This window comes from Bacillus cereus group sp. MYBK195-1, assembly GCF_051916605.1.
In the GTDB taxonomy this organism is placed as follows: domain Bacteria; phylum Bacillota; class Bacilli; order Bacillales; family Bacillaceae_G; genus Bacillus_A; species Bacillus_A cereus.
Genome location: NZ_JBQAGZ010000006.1, coordinates 240,818 through 258,053, shown reverse-complemented (window position 1 = coordinate 258,053; position 17,236 = coordinate 240,818). Strand labels below are relative to the sequence as shown.

Below are 17,236 nucleotides of genomic sequence, written 5' to 3'. Positions count from 1 at the left end.
TTGGAGTGGAAAATAAGTATTATAATTTTGATCCATCTGTAGATATGGATAAGCGCATGAACTTAGAAATTGAATTACTATTGGAAGCGGTATTTAAACTATCTGGCTTCGATTTTCGCCAATATGCTCGCACATCTATTTATAGAAGAATTTGTAATAGAATGCAGATCTCTAATATTCCAACCATTTCAAAGTTAATTGAAAAAGTAATTCATGAGGAAGGGTTTTTAGAACAGTTATTAAATGATTTCTCCATTAACGTAACTGAAATGTTTCGTAACCCTAATTTTTTTAAAGCGCTAAGAGAGCATGTCATTCCTGAATTAAAAAAGTATCCTGAAATTAGAATTTGGCACGCCGGATGCGCAACTGGTGAAGAAGTATTATCCATGTCCATCTTACTTCACGAAGAAGGATTAAGTGAAAAAGCTGTTATTTACGCAACAGATATGAATACAAATGTGTTAGAAAAAGCAAAACAAGGTATCCTTCCGTTAAATAAAATGCAAACTTATACGAAAAACTATTTACAAGCTGGCGGTACACAAGCATTTTCTAACTATTATTCAACAGATAATCGTTTTGCTTATTTTAATCCATCACTGTTACAAAACATTATTTTTGCACAGCATAATTTAGTAACTGATCAATCTTTTAACGAATTTCATATTATACTTTGCCGTAACGTTTTAATTTACTTTACGAGTAAACTTCAAAACCAAGTACAGCAACTATTTTATGAAAGTTTAGGTCACAACGGATTCCTATGTTTAGGAAATAAAGAAACTCTTCGTTTTTCCGATATAATGCCGCATTATATCCAATTTAATCCGAACGAACAAATCTATCAAAAAATACAATAAAAGCGTATGAAATCCTTAGTTGGATTTCATACGCTTTTTATTTCGCATTCGTTTGTATCATAATGAGGCACATATCATCTGATTGTTCTTTCTTCTGTTCTTCCTTATAAAACCCTTCTATCTCTTCTTCTAAATCTCCCCATTTTCTTTCTGTAAAAGCACGTAATTTCTCTTCAGACTCAAATTCATCATTTGCAATCGCTTCAAGAACACCATCTGTAAACAATATGATTTGAGCGTTCTTCTCAAAAGGTATAACTGTCTTTTTAACTTTTATTTCATCAAAAAATCCTACCGCGCAACTCCCGCGATTCAGTTCAACCATATTTGTTTCATCAACTAAAACGTATCCAGCAGGATGTCCTGCATTTACATATTCAATTGTTCTCTTTTCTGTATCCACTACTAAGTATATCGTTGTAAAATAATATGGAATATTGTCATTCTCATTATGTAAAAGAGTCATATATTTATTTAAGTCTTTAATGACGAGTTCTGGATCGATTAAAGATTTAATCGTTTCACGTAATACAGACGAAATAAACATACAAACTAATGAAGCAGATATACCATGTCCCATCACGTCTAATAATATAATACCGTAGCGGTTTTCATCGATTTTATACCAATAATACATATCTCCAGCTAGTTTGAATGAAGGTAAATAGCTTGCTTCAATTTTTATATGATCTTCTCTTAATGGGCTACTTAATAAATTTCTTTGTACTTGCGTAGCTAAATCTAGTTCATTCCGAAGATTTTCTTCTTGTTCTTTATGCCAATTTAATTCCGATTTCAAGCGTAACGCTACACGCATACGTGCTAATAGTTCAACTTTATTTATAGGTTTCGTAATATAATCCATTGCCCCCATATCAAGAGCTTCGGCCAATTTATTGGCATCCTCTAAAGCTGTAACAAAAATAATAGGGATATCTTTAAACTTCTCCTCTTTTTGTAATCGCCTACAAACTTCAAGTCCATCAATTTCAGGCATCATAATATCTAATAGTATTAAATCAATTTCATTATGCCTGGAAGAATCTTTTCCAAAATGTATGTATTCGAAGAGCTCTTGTGCAGAATTGAGTGATACAAGATCATGATATCCGGCTTGTTTTAAAATCTTCTCAATTACAAATATGTTAACCGGATTATCATCAACAATTAAAATGGACACAAGTTATTTCCCCTTTTCTTATTTAAAATGTAAATCTATTATCATTTTCTATTTTTCTAGTATTACATAATCAGTTACAAAATGAAAATTTCTTACTCAAACATATTTATACAACAAAAGAACAAACCCCTAGAAATAGGAATTTGTTCTTTCACTCTATAAATTTCTACTTTTAATTTAACACCATTGCTTTATCATTTAAAAGACGATCTAATTCTTCCATATGATTAGTTTCATCTGCAATCATATCTTCTAGTTTTACAACTAACTCTGTCATATTTAATTTCGCTGCCTGTTCTTTTCTCATTTCATAACGCTTAATTGTTTCATATTCTGATTGTCTAGCGGATTCTAACATTTCTCGAACATCTTCTACTTGTTTCACTGGTAAAGGGATTGTAGTAGGTGTACCACCTAACGTCTTAATTTTCTCCGCTAAATATAGGGCATGTCCTTGTTCATCACTAATTTCAGATTCAAAGAAAGGTTTTAACACTTGTCTATATATACCAGAAACTGTAGCTGCATTATGGTTATACATAATAATTGCTGAGTATTCTCCTGCTAAATCTTCATTCAATCCTTCGATTAGTTCTTTCACATCGTGTGACATTTTTATATCTCCTCCTATACTTAATAACTACCCCTTTTCTCATGTTTTAAACATAGCTCTTTAAAATTTTTATGTATCTAAAAACGCTGCTTGCTTCAATTTACTTATCGCTTGTCTTTTAATACGAGAAACGTGCATTTGTGAAATACCTAACCGTTCCCCTGTATCTTTTTGATTTAAATTTTCTCCAAATATATAATGAATAACACTCTTTTCTGTCTCATTTAATACGTTAAAAATATCCTTTAAAACGAGACGCCTTTCTGTCTCTTCATATCCTTGCTCTACTTCACCTACAGATTCAATCCTCGCTACCGAACTGCCATCAGATGAATTTTCAACTACATCATCTAAGGAAGATACGCGATAATTATTTTTCGCATCCATAATTTCTAGCACTTCCTCTTCGGATAGTCCTAAATGATCTGCAATCTCTATAATCTTCGGTGAACGCTGCAAACGATCTGTTAGCTCCTCTATCGCAAGTTTAATCTTCCCGCCTAAATCTTTAATTCGCCTTGGAACGTGAATACCCCAAGTTTTATCACGTAAATATTTCTTTATTTCGCCTACTATTGTAGGTATTGCAAACGGCTCAAAAGCATTCCCTATCGAATAATCATACCTTCTTATTGCACCTAAGAGCCCTAACATTCCTACTTGTATAATATCTTCATGCATCGGCCCACCTTTTGAATAGCGATATGCAATGGAGTATACAAGATTTTTATAGTGATTAACCAATCTTTCCTGTGCTTCATCACATTGGTTTTGTTGGAAGTCTGCAATTAGTTTAATAACGTCTTCTTTAGTAAGATTTGTAGGTTGAGATTGGATTTCCATCATTCTCCACCTGCTCTCTTTGTATATATTTTGTCATTAAAACTGTCATGCCCTCATCATGCATAATTTGTATATCATCCATTAACGTATTGATTAAATATAAACCTAAACCATTTTCTGGCAAATGCTCTACTGATTTATTAATATCATACGGACCAACTTTACTTTTTAAGCTATTAAAATCAAAGCTAACTCCATTATCCGCAGCCATAATTTCTAATCGATCTTCATATAAGCCAAAGACAATTGTAATTTCTCCAACGTCTTCTTTATATGCATGTTGTACAATGTTTGTACATGCTTCACTAATAGCAATTTTCATATCTTCTATATCGTCATAAGCAAAGCCCATTCGATTCGCAACACCAGCCATTGTTAAACGAATAATAGCCACATATTCTGCTTTTGCAGGAATTTTCATTTCTATCTTTTCAAATCTCTCCATCATCCCTAGTCACCTTCTTTCTACTTTTTCAAAATCGGAATTCAAATTTAATATTTCTGTTAGTCCTGTAATATCGAATAATCTTTTTAGTCTTTTAGATACACCAATAAACTCTAGCTTTCCATCATTTTTCTTAATTGCTTTTAATAGAGCTATAAACACGCCTAAACCTGTACTATCCATATACTCTACCTCAGTAAAATCTACTACAATATGAACCTCTTTTTCGCTTGCAATAGGCATAATCTTATTTTTCAAATCTGATGCCGTATATGCATCAATTTCACCATTAAGTTGTACTGTATAACCTACATCATTTTGCAAAATATTTATTGCCAAATTCATCATTTCCGCCCCCTTATCTCAAACTCTTACTATTTAATTACCCATAAAAATTAATTTTAAACATATTTTTTTATTTTCATTATAAATAAATTTTCTACACCTTTCTCGGCTTAACACTTAAATCGTACTAATAAATGTTTAAAACTTATAATTTTGTGTATGTATAATGTATAAACATTATTTTTAGGGGGATCTATCTATGGAAGAGCACAACTTTAAAAAGGGAGATTTTGTTCAATTTTCTTATCGACACGATCATGCTACAAAATTAATTGGTTCCATTATTAACATACTAACGAATACAATTGTAGTAGATATCGGTAATAGCGAAGACTTATCTCATATAGAACCGAGGCAGGTCGTAAAAATAAATAATTGTGAAAAAGTAACGATGGTTTAATACATAATAGAAAGTGTAATTTTAATGAGTGGGGGTTCTTCATCCTCCACTCTTTCCTATGCAGATTACATAAAAAAAGCATCCAAATTAGTTTAATTGGATGCTTTTTTTATGTATATTTATCAGTTTGTTAACTTTATAGCTATATATAACAAACTTAAGATTACTATTCATTATCATACTTACGCTTTCCGCAGCATTCTAGAAACGAATGTAACGATTAAAATAAAGACGATTGCACCTAATAAAGCTGGAAGAATAAAGATGCCTCCCCATTCAGGACCCCAATGACCAAATAACGCACTACCTACCCAAGATCCGATTAATCCGGCAATCACGTTACCAACTATACCTAACGGAAAGTCTTTTCCTGTAATCATTCCAGCTAACGCACCAATAAGTCCACCTACAATACACGTAATAATAAGTCCCACAATTAAACCTCCTATATTCGTTTTATATTGGATTCATCAAGCTTTAGTATGTAACCAAAGCTTGATGAACATATATTATTCTTTATTATCCAATTCATCACTTATCTTTTGTTTCACTTTTCCGACTTTTTCTTTTATCGTTCCCTTCGTTTTTTCCCACTTCCCTTCATTTTTCAACTCTCTATCTTCTGTAACTTCACCAATTCCTTCTTTTACTTGTCCTTTTTTCTTTTCAACTTTACCTTTAACTTGTTCTTTTAGTCCGTTCTCACTCATATTTACAATCTCCTTTTCGTAATAGATTTATAGATTTACAGGATACAAATTTAAATAGAATACATGCATCTTCTTTCTTGTAACCATTCACCGACTCTTTCTAAATCCTTAACGAATAACAAGATTTTTCCTTCATCCAGCTTTTCTTCGTAGAAGTTCGCCTCTTCCTCATTAAGCCCTAACTCTTGCATCTTATTTCTTAACTGATCTCCCGTGTTTTGAAAGACGTTAATAATGCTTGTCCCAAGTCCCTCCTCTTTTATCCCAATTGTATTCACGTCTGCATTGTCTGCGATTCTATCTGTCCTCTCTTTCTCATGTGTTAATACGTAAATATCTTTTTGGTCTATCCCTTTCTTCACTAGATCATTCGCCGCATTCATGACCTCTTTCTCCGTAATAAATTCATATACAAAAGGTTTACTATACTTCGTTTCCATCTTTAACTTCCTCCTTTAAAATGAATTATTTGTTATATTATATGTAGTACACCCATTTTCGAAATGTTAAACATAAAATATGAAAAAAGTTATGTGAATTTTGATTTTAATAGAGAATGAACATCATCATTTACCTCTTTAAAACATCTTCTCCTTACAATAACTACCTAAATTAACAGAAAATTGTTATAATTAAACTTGAGGAGGGATACTATGAAAAAAATCATATCTATATGCGCTCTAATCGCTTTATCTTTCACCTTAATAGGTTGTACAAGTACCTCGGCTACAGATAAAGCTTCACAAGTTAAGCAAGAACATACACAAAATACCTTTCAATTAAATTCCGCTAATATTACAGACATTGAAATACTGAAAACAACAAATCATACTACTTCCAAATCTCAAACAGATAATGAAAAAATGATACAATCTATCGTTTCAGCAGTTCAAAATGGAACACCTAAAACAATCACTTTAGATCAAAAAAAGAGAGAATCTGCACATTCTACTATTACTGTTACATATAAAGATGACTCAAAAGAAGAATTTCTTGTGTGGGCTGATAATAAGGAGCAAATTACGATTGCTAAAGATGAGAAGAAAGATAAGGTAGAAGGTGTGATAGTGAATATTAAAGATGCTAAAATAATGAAGGATTTCTTTTAAAATTCTAGTTAACGTTAAAAAAAGTAGGATTACATCCTACTCTTTTTTTAATCATGCTCAATAAATAGACCTTTATAAAATCTATTTAAGGTCTAATTTTGCTAAATCATGTTGTAAAACATTGTTTCCTTCTTGTGGGTTAAATATGATTGCACTAAGACCAAAAACATTCGTAACAACATCTCTATCTTTCGGACGAATGATTCTTACTTCATAAGCAAAAAGTGCTGGAGGAAGAGCTGCTGAACGAAAAGTAACATATCGATTAGGTGGCAATGTTTGTGTTGAAGGGTCTATTAATGGTAACAATACCGGAGAACCTGATGACCAATCAAACATTTCAACTGTTACTCTACGAGTATCATCTGGATCAACATTCATAGCTTCAACAGTAAGAAATAACGTAGCGGAATGTCTACGTAATACACCCGTTGATAAAGTTTCATTGTGATGTTCAAAGCATTTTTTTGGAGGGTGACCACAGCCATAACTCATACCAATCCCCCCCCTTTCATTTATAATTAAGGACAAGTATTCCTTATAATATATAATGCTAGTATTCTTTTATTGAAAGGTATAAAAGCGGATTTCTATCTATATTTTTAGATATTTTATTTTTCATTTATTTGCTCTTAAAGAATAATATAGATTCTCCTATTTTGATTTTGCCTTTGAATTCCTTCTAAAAATAAATAAATCTATTTTAAAAAGGACCTGCTCCATTCATTCATAAAAGCATAAAGTAAATGGAATCCGTTAAAACACATGAGTGACCCCTTGGTTTTCCCCTCTTATTAAAAGGAGGAACTGTTATGGGCTTTGGTGGTAGTTGTGGCGGCTGTGGCTTCGCTGGAGGATTTGCTTTATTAGTTGTATTGTTTATTTTATTAATCATCGTTGGAGCTGCTTGCTTCTGCTAAAAACTATCGAAAGGACACTCACGTGAGTGTCCTTTCTTCATGAAAAAAGCTCTACGCAATGTGCAGAGGTTCAAGTGTAACGAATACTTTAAAAATGTAGTATTACATTCCCCCCTCCAAAATGAACTTCGATGCTATAAATTTCGTTTAAGTGCAATCTTAATATTTTAGTTTAATAGCAATATGGTGAAACTTTATTCCAAACAATATTGCTATTGCACCAAAGTAAAACAAACTGGACAACCTAGATTTCAAAAGTAAGACACCTTAAAGGTTGTCTTTTCTTCATAAGTAAAAAAAGCCCGCCTATTTCCGTAGGCGGGCTTTATCTTTATTACACAATATGAAAGTATACTCTCTTTTTCTTTGAAATTTTATGTAATTATACATATTCATGAAAATAGAAGAAGTGAAATTGTACGTTTAGATACAGTTTGGCAACAAACTAACTGTTTTCTTGTGCATTAATAGACAACTACTGCAAGAGTTATAGTTTTTATGTTTTCATTTCCTTTTTGCATTTATCTTTTAATTAGACGAATGCTTTTTGTAGTACATAATAAAAAATATCCAGAAAAACTGTCACAAAATCTGTTTTTCTGGTTTCTCTATAATACAGGTATCAAATTGAAAGTGAGGTTTAAACAAACATGTTAACCATAGAAAATGAAGAAAGTCATACTTCTGATATGACCTTTGAAGATTTATTTAAGCAGTACTAGGCTTACGCTGTGAAACAAATCATCTGGATTGTTAAAGATCAATCTATCGCTGAAGAGTTAGCACAAGAAGTATTTTTACAATTATATCGTAGTGATTGGAAAGGAATTGAAAACATACCTGGATGGTTGATTAAATCTTCTACTTATGTAGCCTATAACCATTTTCGATCTGAAAAAAGGCAGCAAGCGAAGATTGATAAAGAAATACAATACCATGAAGTACAAAATGTTTCATCATTAGACGATGATTGGATAAGAAAAGAAGAAATTACAAAGGTCCAAACGATACTAAATAAAATGAATGATCGAGAACGAACCCTTTTACTAATGAAATTCTCTGGTTTTCAATATAAAGAAATTGCAGAAGTACTTCAAATTGAAATATCTTCTATTGGAACATTATTGGTCCGAGCCAAAATGAAATTTCGCAAGATTTATAAACAAATGGAGGAGGCATAACAAATGAAATGTTATGATATCGGATTTATTCAAACATATATTGATGGAGAACTTTCTCATGATATAAGAAAGGAATTTACAAAGCACCTAGATACATGTGAAGCATGCCAAGATTTATTAGTAGAAATCAATAGATTAAATCAATGGGAAAACGTAATGCTAGATGAAGAGTCTGCAAATTCACCACAAGAAATCAAAATTGATATAGAACAAGCATGGAAAACATTTGAAAGTCGTTCCAAGTCAGACAATGTTTCTAATATAAATTACAAAAAACAACAGAAGAAGGGACTCTTTACAAACATGAGTAAAAAATCAAAACGTTTCATTTATACAGCAGTAGCTGCAACAGCACTTTTCACAACAGCAATGATTCCACAAGTACAAGTGGCGGCTACAAATGTTGCCTCATATTTTTCTGATGCAATTACAAATGATAAAGTTGTAAATGAAGGAATACAAGATGAAAATGGTGTCACACAAGATATGATGAAGAATGGTAAATATATTCCTATTGATGAAAAAATTACAGATCAAGGTATTACTGTGCACCTCAAAGAATTATATATATCAGATTTACGTATATCAGTTCATTATAGAATGGAAAAATCTGATGGAAGTTTAGTACCCTTTGAATTTGATACATCAGGATTAGAGCTCGAAAATGATGGTAAAATTAATGGGCAACAAGAGGAAAACCCTGAGATCAAAAATGAAGGAAGACTATCATTTATCGATGATTCAGATGATTATCTTCCTTTTGAACTTATGGCAGCAGGTAAAAAATTAAATGATATAGGTATTCGTGATAATGATAGACCCGAAGGTGTTTCTACATTTGTTATAGTTAATGAAGGAAGAGACGATTTTAAACAGCCCCTTACTTTAGATGTAAATATAACTAGAATTGGAAAAGTAGTTGGATCTTGGAAAGGTCAATTTCAAATTGATACTTCACATTTGAAAAATAATACGAATTAACATGAAAAGAAGAATAGAACAATATGTATTTAATGCTCAGTTTATATGTTTTCTTGTTTTCGTTACATTTATTTCTTATATAGTTTTTACTCTATCTTTTATTTATGATTTAAGTTTATAACCTTAAATCAATCATTTAAAACCATTACAAGAAAAAGATCTCTAAAAAAGTAGGGAAATAAATAACCGATTTCTTAACATTTAAGGAATCGGTTATTTTGTATTTAAAATGCGTCTAGACGTACAATTTTCTTTTTTTGATATAGTGACCTCCAATACATCATTGTCCTTCTCTAATCTCATATCTATTTTAAGAAGAGTCATTTACAAATTCAAAAAACCCTCAAAGCATCTACTTTAAGGGGATTTCTCCTATCATCTTCTCTCTTCATACAATCGATTTGCTTTATACGAGCAAACGAAAAACATACATGTCGCAACGGGGATAAATGTCAAAAAAAGTCCTCTCATTAATGCAAATGGCGTTTCAAATAAGAATGACCATAGAAATGATACACCTTGCTTATCCCATAATCCTGGCGTCAAGTATAGTTCTTTCGGATTTACAAAGGCTCCTAAATTCATTGTATTACTATACACAAATAAAAATAATATCGGCAAATAACAGATCGCTAATTCTAAAAATGTTTTAGATAGACGCTTATACTTCCCTGCTCGTGACATTGGATCTGAAAAAATGTCATCTTCACTTTCTTTATCTACCTTTTTAAAATATTGCGTACCTGACCACCGATTACCAGCTATATGCTCCCAGCCACTATCTTCAAATAATGTGCAGTAATTAATAAAATCACTTTTTCTACTAAATACTCTATGGTCTATTTTAATCGTCGCATCTTCCGGTTCTGTATATCTAAATGTATAACCAAATGTATTGCTTTCTAGTTGATAGCCTTTCCAAGCCATCTCCTCTAACCATTTTTCCTCTTTCTCAAAGTCTAAAAAGAATTTCAATCTCCACATCATCGTTTCCCCCTAACTATACGTGTAATAAACTTTTTGTAACCGCAATAATGTGCTGCATTCTCATAAAATCTAAATGCAATACTTCTTTCCCGCGTTCTGTAATGACATACACTTTTCTTCGTTTATCTTCACTTTTTACCGATTCTATTAACCCTTGTTTTAATAAATTTTCCACCGCACCATACAATGTACCCGCTGCGATTTTCACTTGATGATTACTCAGTTCCTCCACCTTTTGCATAATTAAATATCCATGAGCTGGCTCTAATAAAGCTAAAAGAACGTAATACGTTGTTTCCGTTAATGGTAAATTTTTATCTCTATTCATAAAGACCTCCAATGTAACGATAACTATATAGCTAAACTATATAGTTAAACTGTATAGTTTGATTTTATACAGTTAGACTGTATATGTCAAATGTAGGAATAACTTTATAACCCAAAACAAAAACGCTACCTTTTTAAAAGATAGCGTTTTTATTTTACCCTTGCTTATTCTTCGCCTTCATTTGCTCTTCATAAACAAACTTCGCGGTCATAAAGTCGTTAGAAAAATCTTTCAATGCATTCTTCATTACACTTAATTCTTCTTGTGATTTAATTTCAATACTGTTTAAGAAATCAAATGCTTTTGATTGTTCCTCCGCAACAAAGTTTTGTGTCATATAGTCATCTTGGAAGTCTTTTTTCGCCTTTTCTTTTACTTTATTCATTGCCTCTGTTTTGTTTATACTTTTCATTGGGTTTTCGAATGATCCAGTAGGTTGTTCCGGTTTTGGCTCTTCTTTCTTTTCCGGCTGTTGCGCTGGTGCTGGTTGTTGTGGTTCTTGCTTTGGTTGTTCTTGTTGAACCGGCTGCTGCGCTACTTGTTGCTCTTTTTTCGCTAACTCATCTTTTAACTTCTTCACTTGTGCATCAAGAGAGCTTTTTTCAGTTTCTAACACACTCATATCACTTTTCAACTTTTGCGTTTTTGCAAAATGTTCATCTACTAATTTATTATATTCTTTCTCAGAGTACATTTTTTCACTAGTTGATGTCGTTTTCTCTTTCGTAACAACTACATTAATAATTACAAATAAAGCTATAATTCCTATTAACGCAGCGAAAATCTTCTTTTTATTCATGATTAATCCTCCAAAATGTAAAATTTCAAAAATTATCATAACAGACCAATTCCCTTTTACCTGTCATATTTTGTCGAATTAATACAATAAAAAAAGCATCTAAAACAGATGCTTTTTCTCATTCTTAATACGTAAACGTAATCGTCACTAAAGAATACCCTTCTTTCGCATTGTAAGGCTCCGCTTTATAAGAAACACGGTTGGACCCTTGCGGATAACCGATTTCTCCAATTGCCTTTTTCACATCTTGCAGTGCACCGTTCATTGATTGCTTATAAAGTACTTCTATCTTTTCTGGCTTTGCACTATAACGCTGCTGCATTTTATTTTTTAATTCGGTATAGTTATTTGCGATATATTCATTTCCTAAATAGTTTAACTTTGTATCTTTTAATATTTGCTGATATGCAGGCGTTTTCGTACTACCTGCCGCAATTTTGTTTGTCAGTGTACTATAATAATTTGTTGTAGCTTGCGGATAGTCTCCACGGTTCCACTCATGATTTCTTGCGATTTGTTCATCTGATAAATTGAAATACGAATACGTTACGCGGCCCTGCTCATCTGGAACCGGATCATCGAATGTTGTATCAAGGTGATACCATTTGTTTTCGATTTTCACTAAATTCCAAGCATGAGGTTGTCCGTCCCCAGTTCCTGTCACGAAATGATTTTCAATTCCTGCTTCTTTTAATAATTGATAAGTTAATAGTGCGTAACCTTGGCAAACCGCAGAACGATTTACAAGTGCTTCATATGCTGTATAAGCTTTATAAGACGTATCATAAGAAACATGCTTTACTACGTAATCATGAATCGCCTTCACTTTTTCGTGATCATCCATTCCAACTTGAGTGATAGAAGAAACGATTGCTTTCGCTTGATTCATGACATATTCCGTCTGTTCTTTCGTTTCACGATATGTAATCTTAAGCGTAAACGTATAATTTCCAGGTGATCCAGAAAGCCCATATGAAACATTCGATCTATTATTATTTGTATACTCATTTTTACTTGCCACTTCTTTATATGCGTTAAAAAGTGTATTCATCACTTCGTCTGTATTATTATTTTTCGTTTTATATGGCAGTGTAATATTTGTCTCGTATGTATTAATACGCTTTTGTACTTCCTCTTTAAACGCTTTTAATAATGCCGCATCCCCTGCATCTTTCACATCAGCATTTTTATACTTCAAAGTTTTATATAAAAACTGCGCATACTGTTCACGTGTTACTGTGCCATACGGTTCAAAATTCCCGTTCCCTGTGCCATCTGCGATTCCATTTGACTGCACCGCACTAATTGCATTTTCTGCCCAAAATGGATTTGGAACATCCTTAAAGGTATGTTTTTGTTTTGCCGCAAGATGGAAAGCATTCGTAAGAATTTGTGCCATTTCCGCACGATTCACAGAAGCTTTCGGTCTAAATTGGCCATTTTCATCACCTTTAAAAACTCCTAAATTCGTTAAAGTTAATACCTCTTCTGGGAACATTGTAGAACTTTGATTAATATCACCGTAAGGATTTTTAAACGTAGATCCATCCTTTAATACGTAACGAGTTCCATCATTACTAAACGAACCGCCTTGTTTATTCGGTACTAACACTCGATAAATTAAAGCTGCAACTTGCTCCCTTGTCGCAACATCTCCAAAACCAAATATCCCATTTCCATAACCGGAAATAATATTTTTACTCGCTAAATCTTTAATCGCAGGATATGACCAATGTGATGTCGGCACATCAGAAAAAACACCCACTTCAGCAGCTTTTACATCGCTGCCATTTGTATATAACAACGCACCACCAATAAGTGATAATGATGTAATTGATTTTAATAGTTTTGTATACATAATGTCTTCTCCCAATACGCTCTCTATTTTTGTTGGTTTATGTCGAAAAATCTAAAAATATGACAAAATATATTATACAATTAAAAGTTTTTAAGGGATATATTAAATTTTAAAATATGCAAAAATTCATATTGTTATAAGGATTCATAGTGATATTATGTTGTTTTACTTGCGAATATATAAATAAAAAAACGCTCATCTGAGCGTTTCATCTATATACCTAATAATTACTTTTTTCTACACTTCGAACTCTTCTTCTGTAATAATCCTTTGATCTAACAACTCTTTATACTCCAATATTTCTTTAGCCCCACGCCTCTCCATGCGTATATTGTATAACCCTTTTTGTATTGACCTTTGATTGGTCCGTTGAAAGATTTACTCCATTTAGAAATAGTTCTATTGAATTTTTCACCACTAGCCACAAAAATATCTTATAATCTTTATATAATAAATTACAGTATTAGGAGTAGATAAAATGCCAGTTACACTCGAACTTATTCTTTTCATTCTTATAGCAATTAGTGCTGTTGGCTATTTAATAAAAGAATTTCAAAAAACTAGGAAACGAACACTTGGAATTTCACTAGAATTTTTAGTTCTTTTCTGGTCAATATGGAGAATATCAACTCTCATAATCTAATTTATAAAACATGAATTCCTTCGAATGAAGTGAAACTTTAATCAGTGGGAGTTTTATTCATCCCCCACTAATTATTAGTTAAACCAATCGGGATTTTATGGGATAAATTTACCAGTATTTTCACCACAACATTCATGTTAAAATCCCTTGTGAGTACGACATAACTCGACCTTATGAAGCTCCGCAGCTCTTATCGCGGAGCTTTTTTTATTTAAATTAACGCTTTTGTTCATTTTTTTGATACATTTACGAAACATTCATATGTTACGTTATATAAGTCCTTTTTTAAATCATATTCATTCTAGCAAAAAGTCCTAGTCCCCCTAGGACTTTTTGCATTCAAATAATGAGTTATCTTTTTTCTCAATAACCGAAACTATTTAACATGGTAAAATAATAATTGGACTGGCATCCAATACCATACTACAATGGAGCAAATCGCAAGAAGGCACCTTAGGGTGTCTTTTTTGTACATAAAAAAATCTCACCATCTTATAGAAACGATAAGCCCTTTAAAACAATAATTGCAACTATATTAATTTTACATTACATTAAGGTTAGAGAATATCATACTAATAAAGTTTTAAATAGTAGGTGGGGAAAATGGAATTTAACGATTTGGGTATTACCATTAAAGAACTTAGAATTAAAAAAAATATATCACAATCCGACTTATGTCACGGAATATGTTCACAAAGTCAAATTAGTAAGATCGAAAAAGGTGTGATTTATCCATCTAGCATATTGTTATATCAATTATCAGAAAGACTCGGTGTTGATCCAAATAGTATATTTGCACTAACTCAAAACAAAAAATTAAAATATACAGAAAATGTAAAATACGTAATAAGGGATTGCATAAGGCAACATCAATATAAAGAGCTTTATGAAATAGTAACAAGAGAAAAATACACAAATAATTTTCAAACAAAAGAAGATAAACAATTTCTAATATGGCATGAAGCAATTGCTATATATTGTGTGAATAACTCAACAAAAGTGGCTTTAACTCTTTTAAATAATGCACTAAAACTAACTGTAACCAATATTGATTTTTTATCAGAAAGAGAAATAGATATTCTACATACAATGGCTATACTTCATGCAGAAAATAAAGAATACAAAAAAAGTATTACTATCCTTAAAAGATGTTTAAATAATTTTAACAAATTAGATTTTCCTAGAGATAAAGAAATTAAATTGAAAATCATTTATAATTTAGCAAAAAATTTAAGTTACACATATCAATACGAAGAAGCAATAAAATACATTGATAAGGGTATCCAATTAGCTATTAATCTAAATACTTTTTACTTATTGGGTGAACTATACTATGGAAAAGGTTCAAATTTATTAAAGCTTAAACAATATAATGAAGAAGATGTTGCTAATAACATGAAAAAATCATTATTTATATTTGAATTAACAAAAAACGAAAAAAAATTACAAATAATTAAAGAAGAATATTTCGAAAACAAAAATAACCACTCATAATTTCTTAAAAACTACTTATAAAACTCACAGGAAAAATCCCAATAGTTTTTAAACTTAGAACCATATTATTGTTTTAATTCAGAGGAAGGCACCTTAGGGTGTCTTTTTTTATTTTCAAAAGGACCTGCTCAATTAATTCTTAAAAACATACTAAGAAACATTGTTTTATTTATCCCATTTTCATTCATGCTATATAAAATTCGTTAATAAATCCACCTCAAACATATTTATATGCATTGGAGTATGTTTGAGGTGGAACTCCTTCAAATACTAGTTCCTTTTATAAGCCGTTTTTTTTGATGTAGATGACATTATTCTCAATACAATAGAATGAATTATTGGAACATATTTAGCAATATATATCAAAAAACAATATTAAGAAACCCCCTCCACCTTAAGGTAGAAGGGATCTTCTAATTTCTATTTCAAACTACTCGAAATCTCCGTAAAGATAACCCAAAGCGTATGTGCACCTGCATCTAGATATCCTAAACTTCTTTCACCAACTACCGCACCTCTGCCGAACGATCTTTCACCGATAGATTGTATGCCGTGAAGTGCTACTTGTAACATTTCAATTCAGATATACGACAGTAAAAAATACATCATCACAGTGTCAGCAAGCAAAAGTGTATTCTGCATTTCTGAAAACAGTAGATGGCAGATTGTGACCCACTGAATCTGCTAAGAAAGAATATACAAGAACATCCTTAACATCCTCTTTATTTCCACTAATGATGACATCAAGGAAATCTTCTACTTGAAATTCTGGAGTAAACAACACAATCTTAGTTGTTCTGTTTGGTTCTAAAGAAACAAAAGTACGAGAGATTTCAACTAATTCATTTTGAGTTGGGAAAAAGGTGTTTCGACTTCTCTTAACAGTTACCGTTACATTACTAGTATGGCAGCGTGAATCATTGTTTAACATAATGTTGAGAGCAGTTGGAATAATCCCATTTTCAGAAACTGGAACTCGAAACACTCCAGTAGATTTATGAGCCATATAATCAGATCCTTCCAAAATAAAATATATTTACAATATATTAAATGCAAAAAACGTTCATTTTGATATGGACAAATTATGTAATTAATATATTTATAATAACCCTTGGTATTACTAAGCCAATGATGAAAAAGATTAACAAGTACCGCAAAAAATACGGACGATAGGGAATTTCTAGTTCTTTTTGATTTCAGCTAATTCAACTATCCACTATTTTACAGGTTTAAAACCCCAAAAACTCCAAATAAAAGTAGGAATCGTAAACTCTTTTACTTTTCTATGCCTCTATTCCATTTTATGTAACCTTTAAGGGTTAATCACATTTAAAATTAACACTCTTAGACTACTAATTTTTTTTGGATACAATACCTCTATTGCTTCAACTGTAAATATCCATTCCCCTCTTTTTTTCCTTCTGGCTTATAATATTTTGCTTTTCCTTCTTTAATTAATCCATTCAACACATCACTATTTTTTAATCTATTTAATTTCATGTGTAGATTATCCAACGTAATCTCCTAACGATCACAT

At 31.6% G+C, this 17,236-nt stretch carries 21 protein-coding genes and 2 pseudogenes; 7 read left to right on the top strand and 16 right to left on the bottom strand.

Annotated elements, in window-relative coordinates; all coding sequences use genetic code 11:
• Window positions 1–5: 5 nt before the first annotated feature.
• Window positions 6–863, top strand: coding sequence for a CheR family methyltransferase (locus ACTFRY_RS23015; RefSeq protein WP_000429024.1), 858 nt, complete (start codon window positions 6–8; stop codon window positions 861–863).
• A 37-nt stretch (window positions 864–900) separates the two neighbouring features.
• Here the strand turns inward: ACTFRY_RS23015 and ACTFRY_RS23010 are convergent, their stop codons facing one another.
• The 5 genes from ACTFRY_RS23010 to rsbV form a co-directional block, all read right to left on the bottom strand.
• Window positions 901–2,043, bottom strand: coding sequence for a fused response regulator/phosphatase (locus ACTFRY_RS23010; protein WP_098616919.1), 1,143 nt, complete (start codon window positions 2,041–2,043; stop codon window positions 901–903).
• Between the two features lie 172 nt (window positions 2,044–2,215).
• A complete protein-coding gene (locus tag ACTFRY_RS23005; RefSeq protein WP_000017753.1) occupies window positions 2,216–2,656 on the bottom strand; it encodes a ferritin-like domain-containing protein in 441 nt (146 codons plus the stop codon).
• Window positions 2,657–2,725: 69 nt separating this feature from the next.
• Complete coding sequence (gene sigB, locus ACTFRY_RS23000) at window positions 2,726–3,502, bottom strand: RNA polymerase sigma factor SigB (RefSeq protein WP_016117354.1); 777 nt, start codon at window positions 3,500–3,502, stop codon at window positions 2,726–2,728.
• Window positions 3,465–3,947 (bottom strand): anti-sigma B factor RsbW, encoded by a 483-nt coding sequence (gene rsbW / locus ACTFRY_RS22995; protein ID WP_001999230.1) that lies wholly within the window; start codon window positions 3,945–3,947, stop codon window positions 3,465–3,467. The genes sigB and rsbW overlap by 38 nt, the downstream gene beginning before the upstream one ends.
• A 6-nt stretch (window positions 3,948–3,953) precedes the next feature.
• On the bottom strand, window positions 3,954–4,292 hold the full coding sequence (gene rsbV / locus ACTFRY_RS22990; RefSeq protein ID WP_001999229.1) for an anti sigma b factor antagonist RsbV: 339 nt from the start codon (window positions 4,290–4,292) through the stop codon (window positions 3,954–3,956).
• A gap of 196 nt (window positions 4,293–4,488) precedes the next feature.
• Here rsbV and ACTFRY_RS22985 point away from each other — a divergent pair, with 196 nt between their 5' ends.
• Window positions 4,489–4,689, top strand: coding sequence for a methyltransferase (locus ACTFRY_RS22985; protein WP_000390989.1), 201 nt, complete (start codon window positions 4,489–4,491; stop codon window positions 4,687–4,689).
• Between the two features lie 182 nt (window positions 4,690–4,871).
• On the opposite strand, the gene ACTFRY_RS22980 is transcribed toward ACTFRY_RS22985, so the two are convergent.
• The 3 genes from ACTFRY_RS22980 to ACTFRY_RS22970 all read right to left on the bottom strand — a co-directional run bounded on the left by ACTFRY_RS22980 (window position 4,872) and on the right by ACTFRY_RS22970 (window position 5,839).
• Entirely contained in the window at window positions 4,872–5,123 is a 252-nt protein-coding gene (locus tag ACTFRY_RS22980; protein WP_016117352.1) for a GlsB/YeaQ/YmgE family stress response membrane protein, read from the bottom strand.
• Window positions 5,124–5,198: 75 nt separating this feature from the next.
• Window positions 5,199–5,399 carry a CsbD family protein gene (locus ACTFRY_RS22975; RefSeq protein ID WP_001293468.1) on the bottom strand — a complete coding sequence of 67 codons (201 nt, stop codon included), beginning with the start codon at window positions 5,397–5,399 and terminating at the stop codon, window positions 5,199–5,201.
• A 50-nt stretch (window positions 5,400–5,449) separates the two neighbouring features.
• On the bottom strand, window positions 5,450–5,839 hold the full coding sequence (locus ACTFRY_RS22970; RefSeq protein WP_000448812.1) for a general stress protein: 390 nt from the start codon (window positions 5,837–5,839) through the stop codon (window positions 5,450–5,452).
• 213 nt (window positions 5,840–6,052) lie between these two features.
• Between ACTFRY_RS22970 and ACTFRY_RS22965 the strand changes: the two genes are divergently transcribed.
• Entirely contained in the window at window positions 6,053–6,508 is a 456-nt protein-coding gene (locus tag ACTFRY_RS22965; RefSeq protein ID WP_098616920.1) for a hypothetical protein, read from the top strand.
• An 81-nt stretch (window positions 6,509–6,589) separates the two neighbouring features.
• On the opposite strand, the gene ACTFRY_RS22960 is transcribed toward ACTFRY_RS22965, so the two are convergent.
• Entirely contained in the window at window positions 6,590–7,003 is a 414-nt protein-coding gene (locus tag ACTFRY_RS22960; protein ID WP_061663655.1) for a hypothetical protein, read from the bottom strand.
• A gap of 317 nt (window positions 7,004–7,320) precedes the next feature.
• Here ACTFRY_RS22960 and ACTFRY_RS22955 point away from each other — a divergent pair, with 317 nt between their 5' ends.
• From ACTFRY_RS22955 to ACTFRY_RS22945, 3 genes and pseudogenes are all read left to right on the top strand, one after another.
• On the top strand, window positions 7,321–7,428 hold the full coding sequence (locus tag ACTFRY_RS22955) for a YjcZ family sporulation protein (RefSeq protein WP_000505670.1): 108 nt from the start codon (window positions 7,321–7,323) through the stop codon (window positions 7,426–7,428).
• Window positions 7,429–8,078: 650 nt separating this feature from the next.
• Window positions 8,079–8,609 (top strand): annotated as a pseudogene (locus ACTFRY_RS22950) (RNA polymerase sigma factor SigX).
• A 3-nt stretch (window positions 8,610–8,612) separates the two neighbouring features.
• The gene (locus ACTFRY_RS22945) at window positions 8,613–9,590 is read left to right on the top strand and encodes a DUF4179 domain-containing protein (RefSeq protein WP_044796030.1); all 978 of its coding nucleotides are present in this window, start codon (window positions 8,613–8,615) and stop codon (window positions 9,588–9,590) included.
• 375 nt (window positions 9,591–9,965) lie between these two features.
• Here ACTFRY_RS22945 and ACTFRY_RS22940 read toward each other — a convergent pair whose 3' ends face one another.
• The 4 genes from ACTFRY_RS22940 to ACTFRY_RS22925 form a co-directional block, all read right to left on the bottom strand.
• The gene (locus ACTFRY_RS22940) at window positions 9,966–10,577 is read right to left on the bottom strand and encodes a DUF2812 domain-containing protein (RefSeq protein WP_098616922.1); all 612 of its coding nucleotides are present in this window, start codon (window positions 10,575–10,577) and stop codon (window positions 9,966–9,968) included.
• A gap of 13 nt (window positions 10,578–10,590) precedes the next feature.
• Window positions 10,591–10,905: a PadR family transcriptional regulator gene (locus ACTFRY_RS22935; RefSeq protein ID WP_001078063.1), complete on the bottom strand. Its 315-nt coding sequence runs from the start codon at window positions 10,903–10,905 to the stop codon at window positions 10,591–10,593.
• A 154-nt stretch (window positions 10,906–11,059) separates the two neighbouring features.
• Window positions 11,060–11,704 carry a hypothetical protein gene (locus ACTFRY_RS22930; protein ID WP_136986419.1) on the bottom strand — a complete coding sequence of 215 codons (645 nt, stop codon included), beginning with the start codon at window positions 11,702–11,704 and terminating at the stop codon, window positions 11,060–11,062.
• A gap of 124 nt (window positions 11,705–11,828) precedes the next feature.
• On the bottom strand, window positions 11,829–13,562 hold the full coding sequence (locus tag ACTFRY_RS22925) for an S-layer homology domain-containing protein (protein ID WP_098616924.1): 1,734 nt from the start codon (window positions 13,560–13,562) through the stop codon (window positions 11,829–11,831).
• Window positions 13,563–14,808: 1,246 nt separating this feature from the next.
• Here ACTFRY_RS22925 and ACTFRY_RS22920 point away from each other — a divergent pair.
• Window positions 14,809–15,699 (top strand): helix-turn-helix domain-containing protein, encoded by an 891-nt coding sequence (locus ACTFRY_RS22920; protein ID WP_098616926.1) that lies wholly within the window; start codon window positions 14,809–14,811, stop codon window positions 15,697–15,699.
• Window positions 15,700–16,119: 420 nt separating this feature from the next.
• On the opposite strand, the gene ACTFRY_RS22915 is transcribed toward ACTFRY_RS22920, so the two are convergent.
• From ACTFRY_RS22915 to ACTFRY_RS22905, 3 genes and pseudogenes are all read right to left on the bottom strand, one after another.
• Window positions 16,120–16,272, bottom strand: a complete 153-nt coding sequence (locus tag ACTFRY_RS22915) for a DAK2 domain-containing protein (protein ID WP_097796455.1) — start codon at window positions 16,270–16,272, stop codon at window positions 16,120–16,122.
• Window positions 16,273–16,315: 43 nt separating this feature from the next.
• Window positions 16,316–16,705: a hypothetical protein gene (locus tag ACTFRY_RS22910; RefSeq protein ID WP_000940662.1), complete on the bottom strand. Its 390-nt coding sequence runs from the start codon at window positions 16,703–16,705 to the stop codon at window positions 16,316–16,318.
• Window positions 16,706–17,011: 306 nt separating this feature from the next.
• A pseudogene (locus ACTFRY_RS22905) lies at window positions 17,012–17,220 on the bottom strand (hypothetical protein).
• Between the last annotated feature and the right edge of the window lie 16 nt (window positions 17,221–17,236).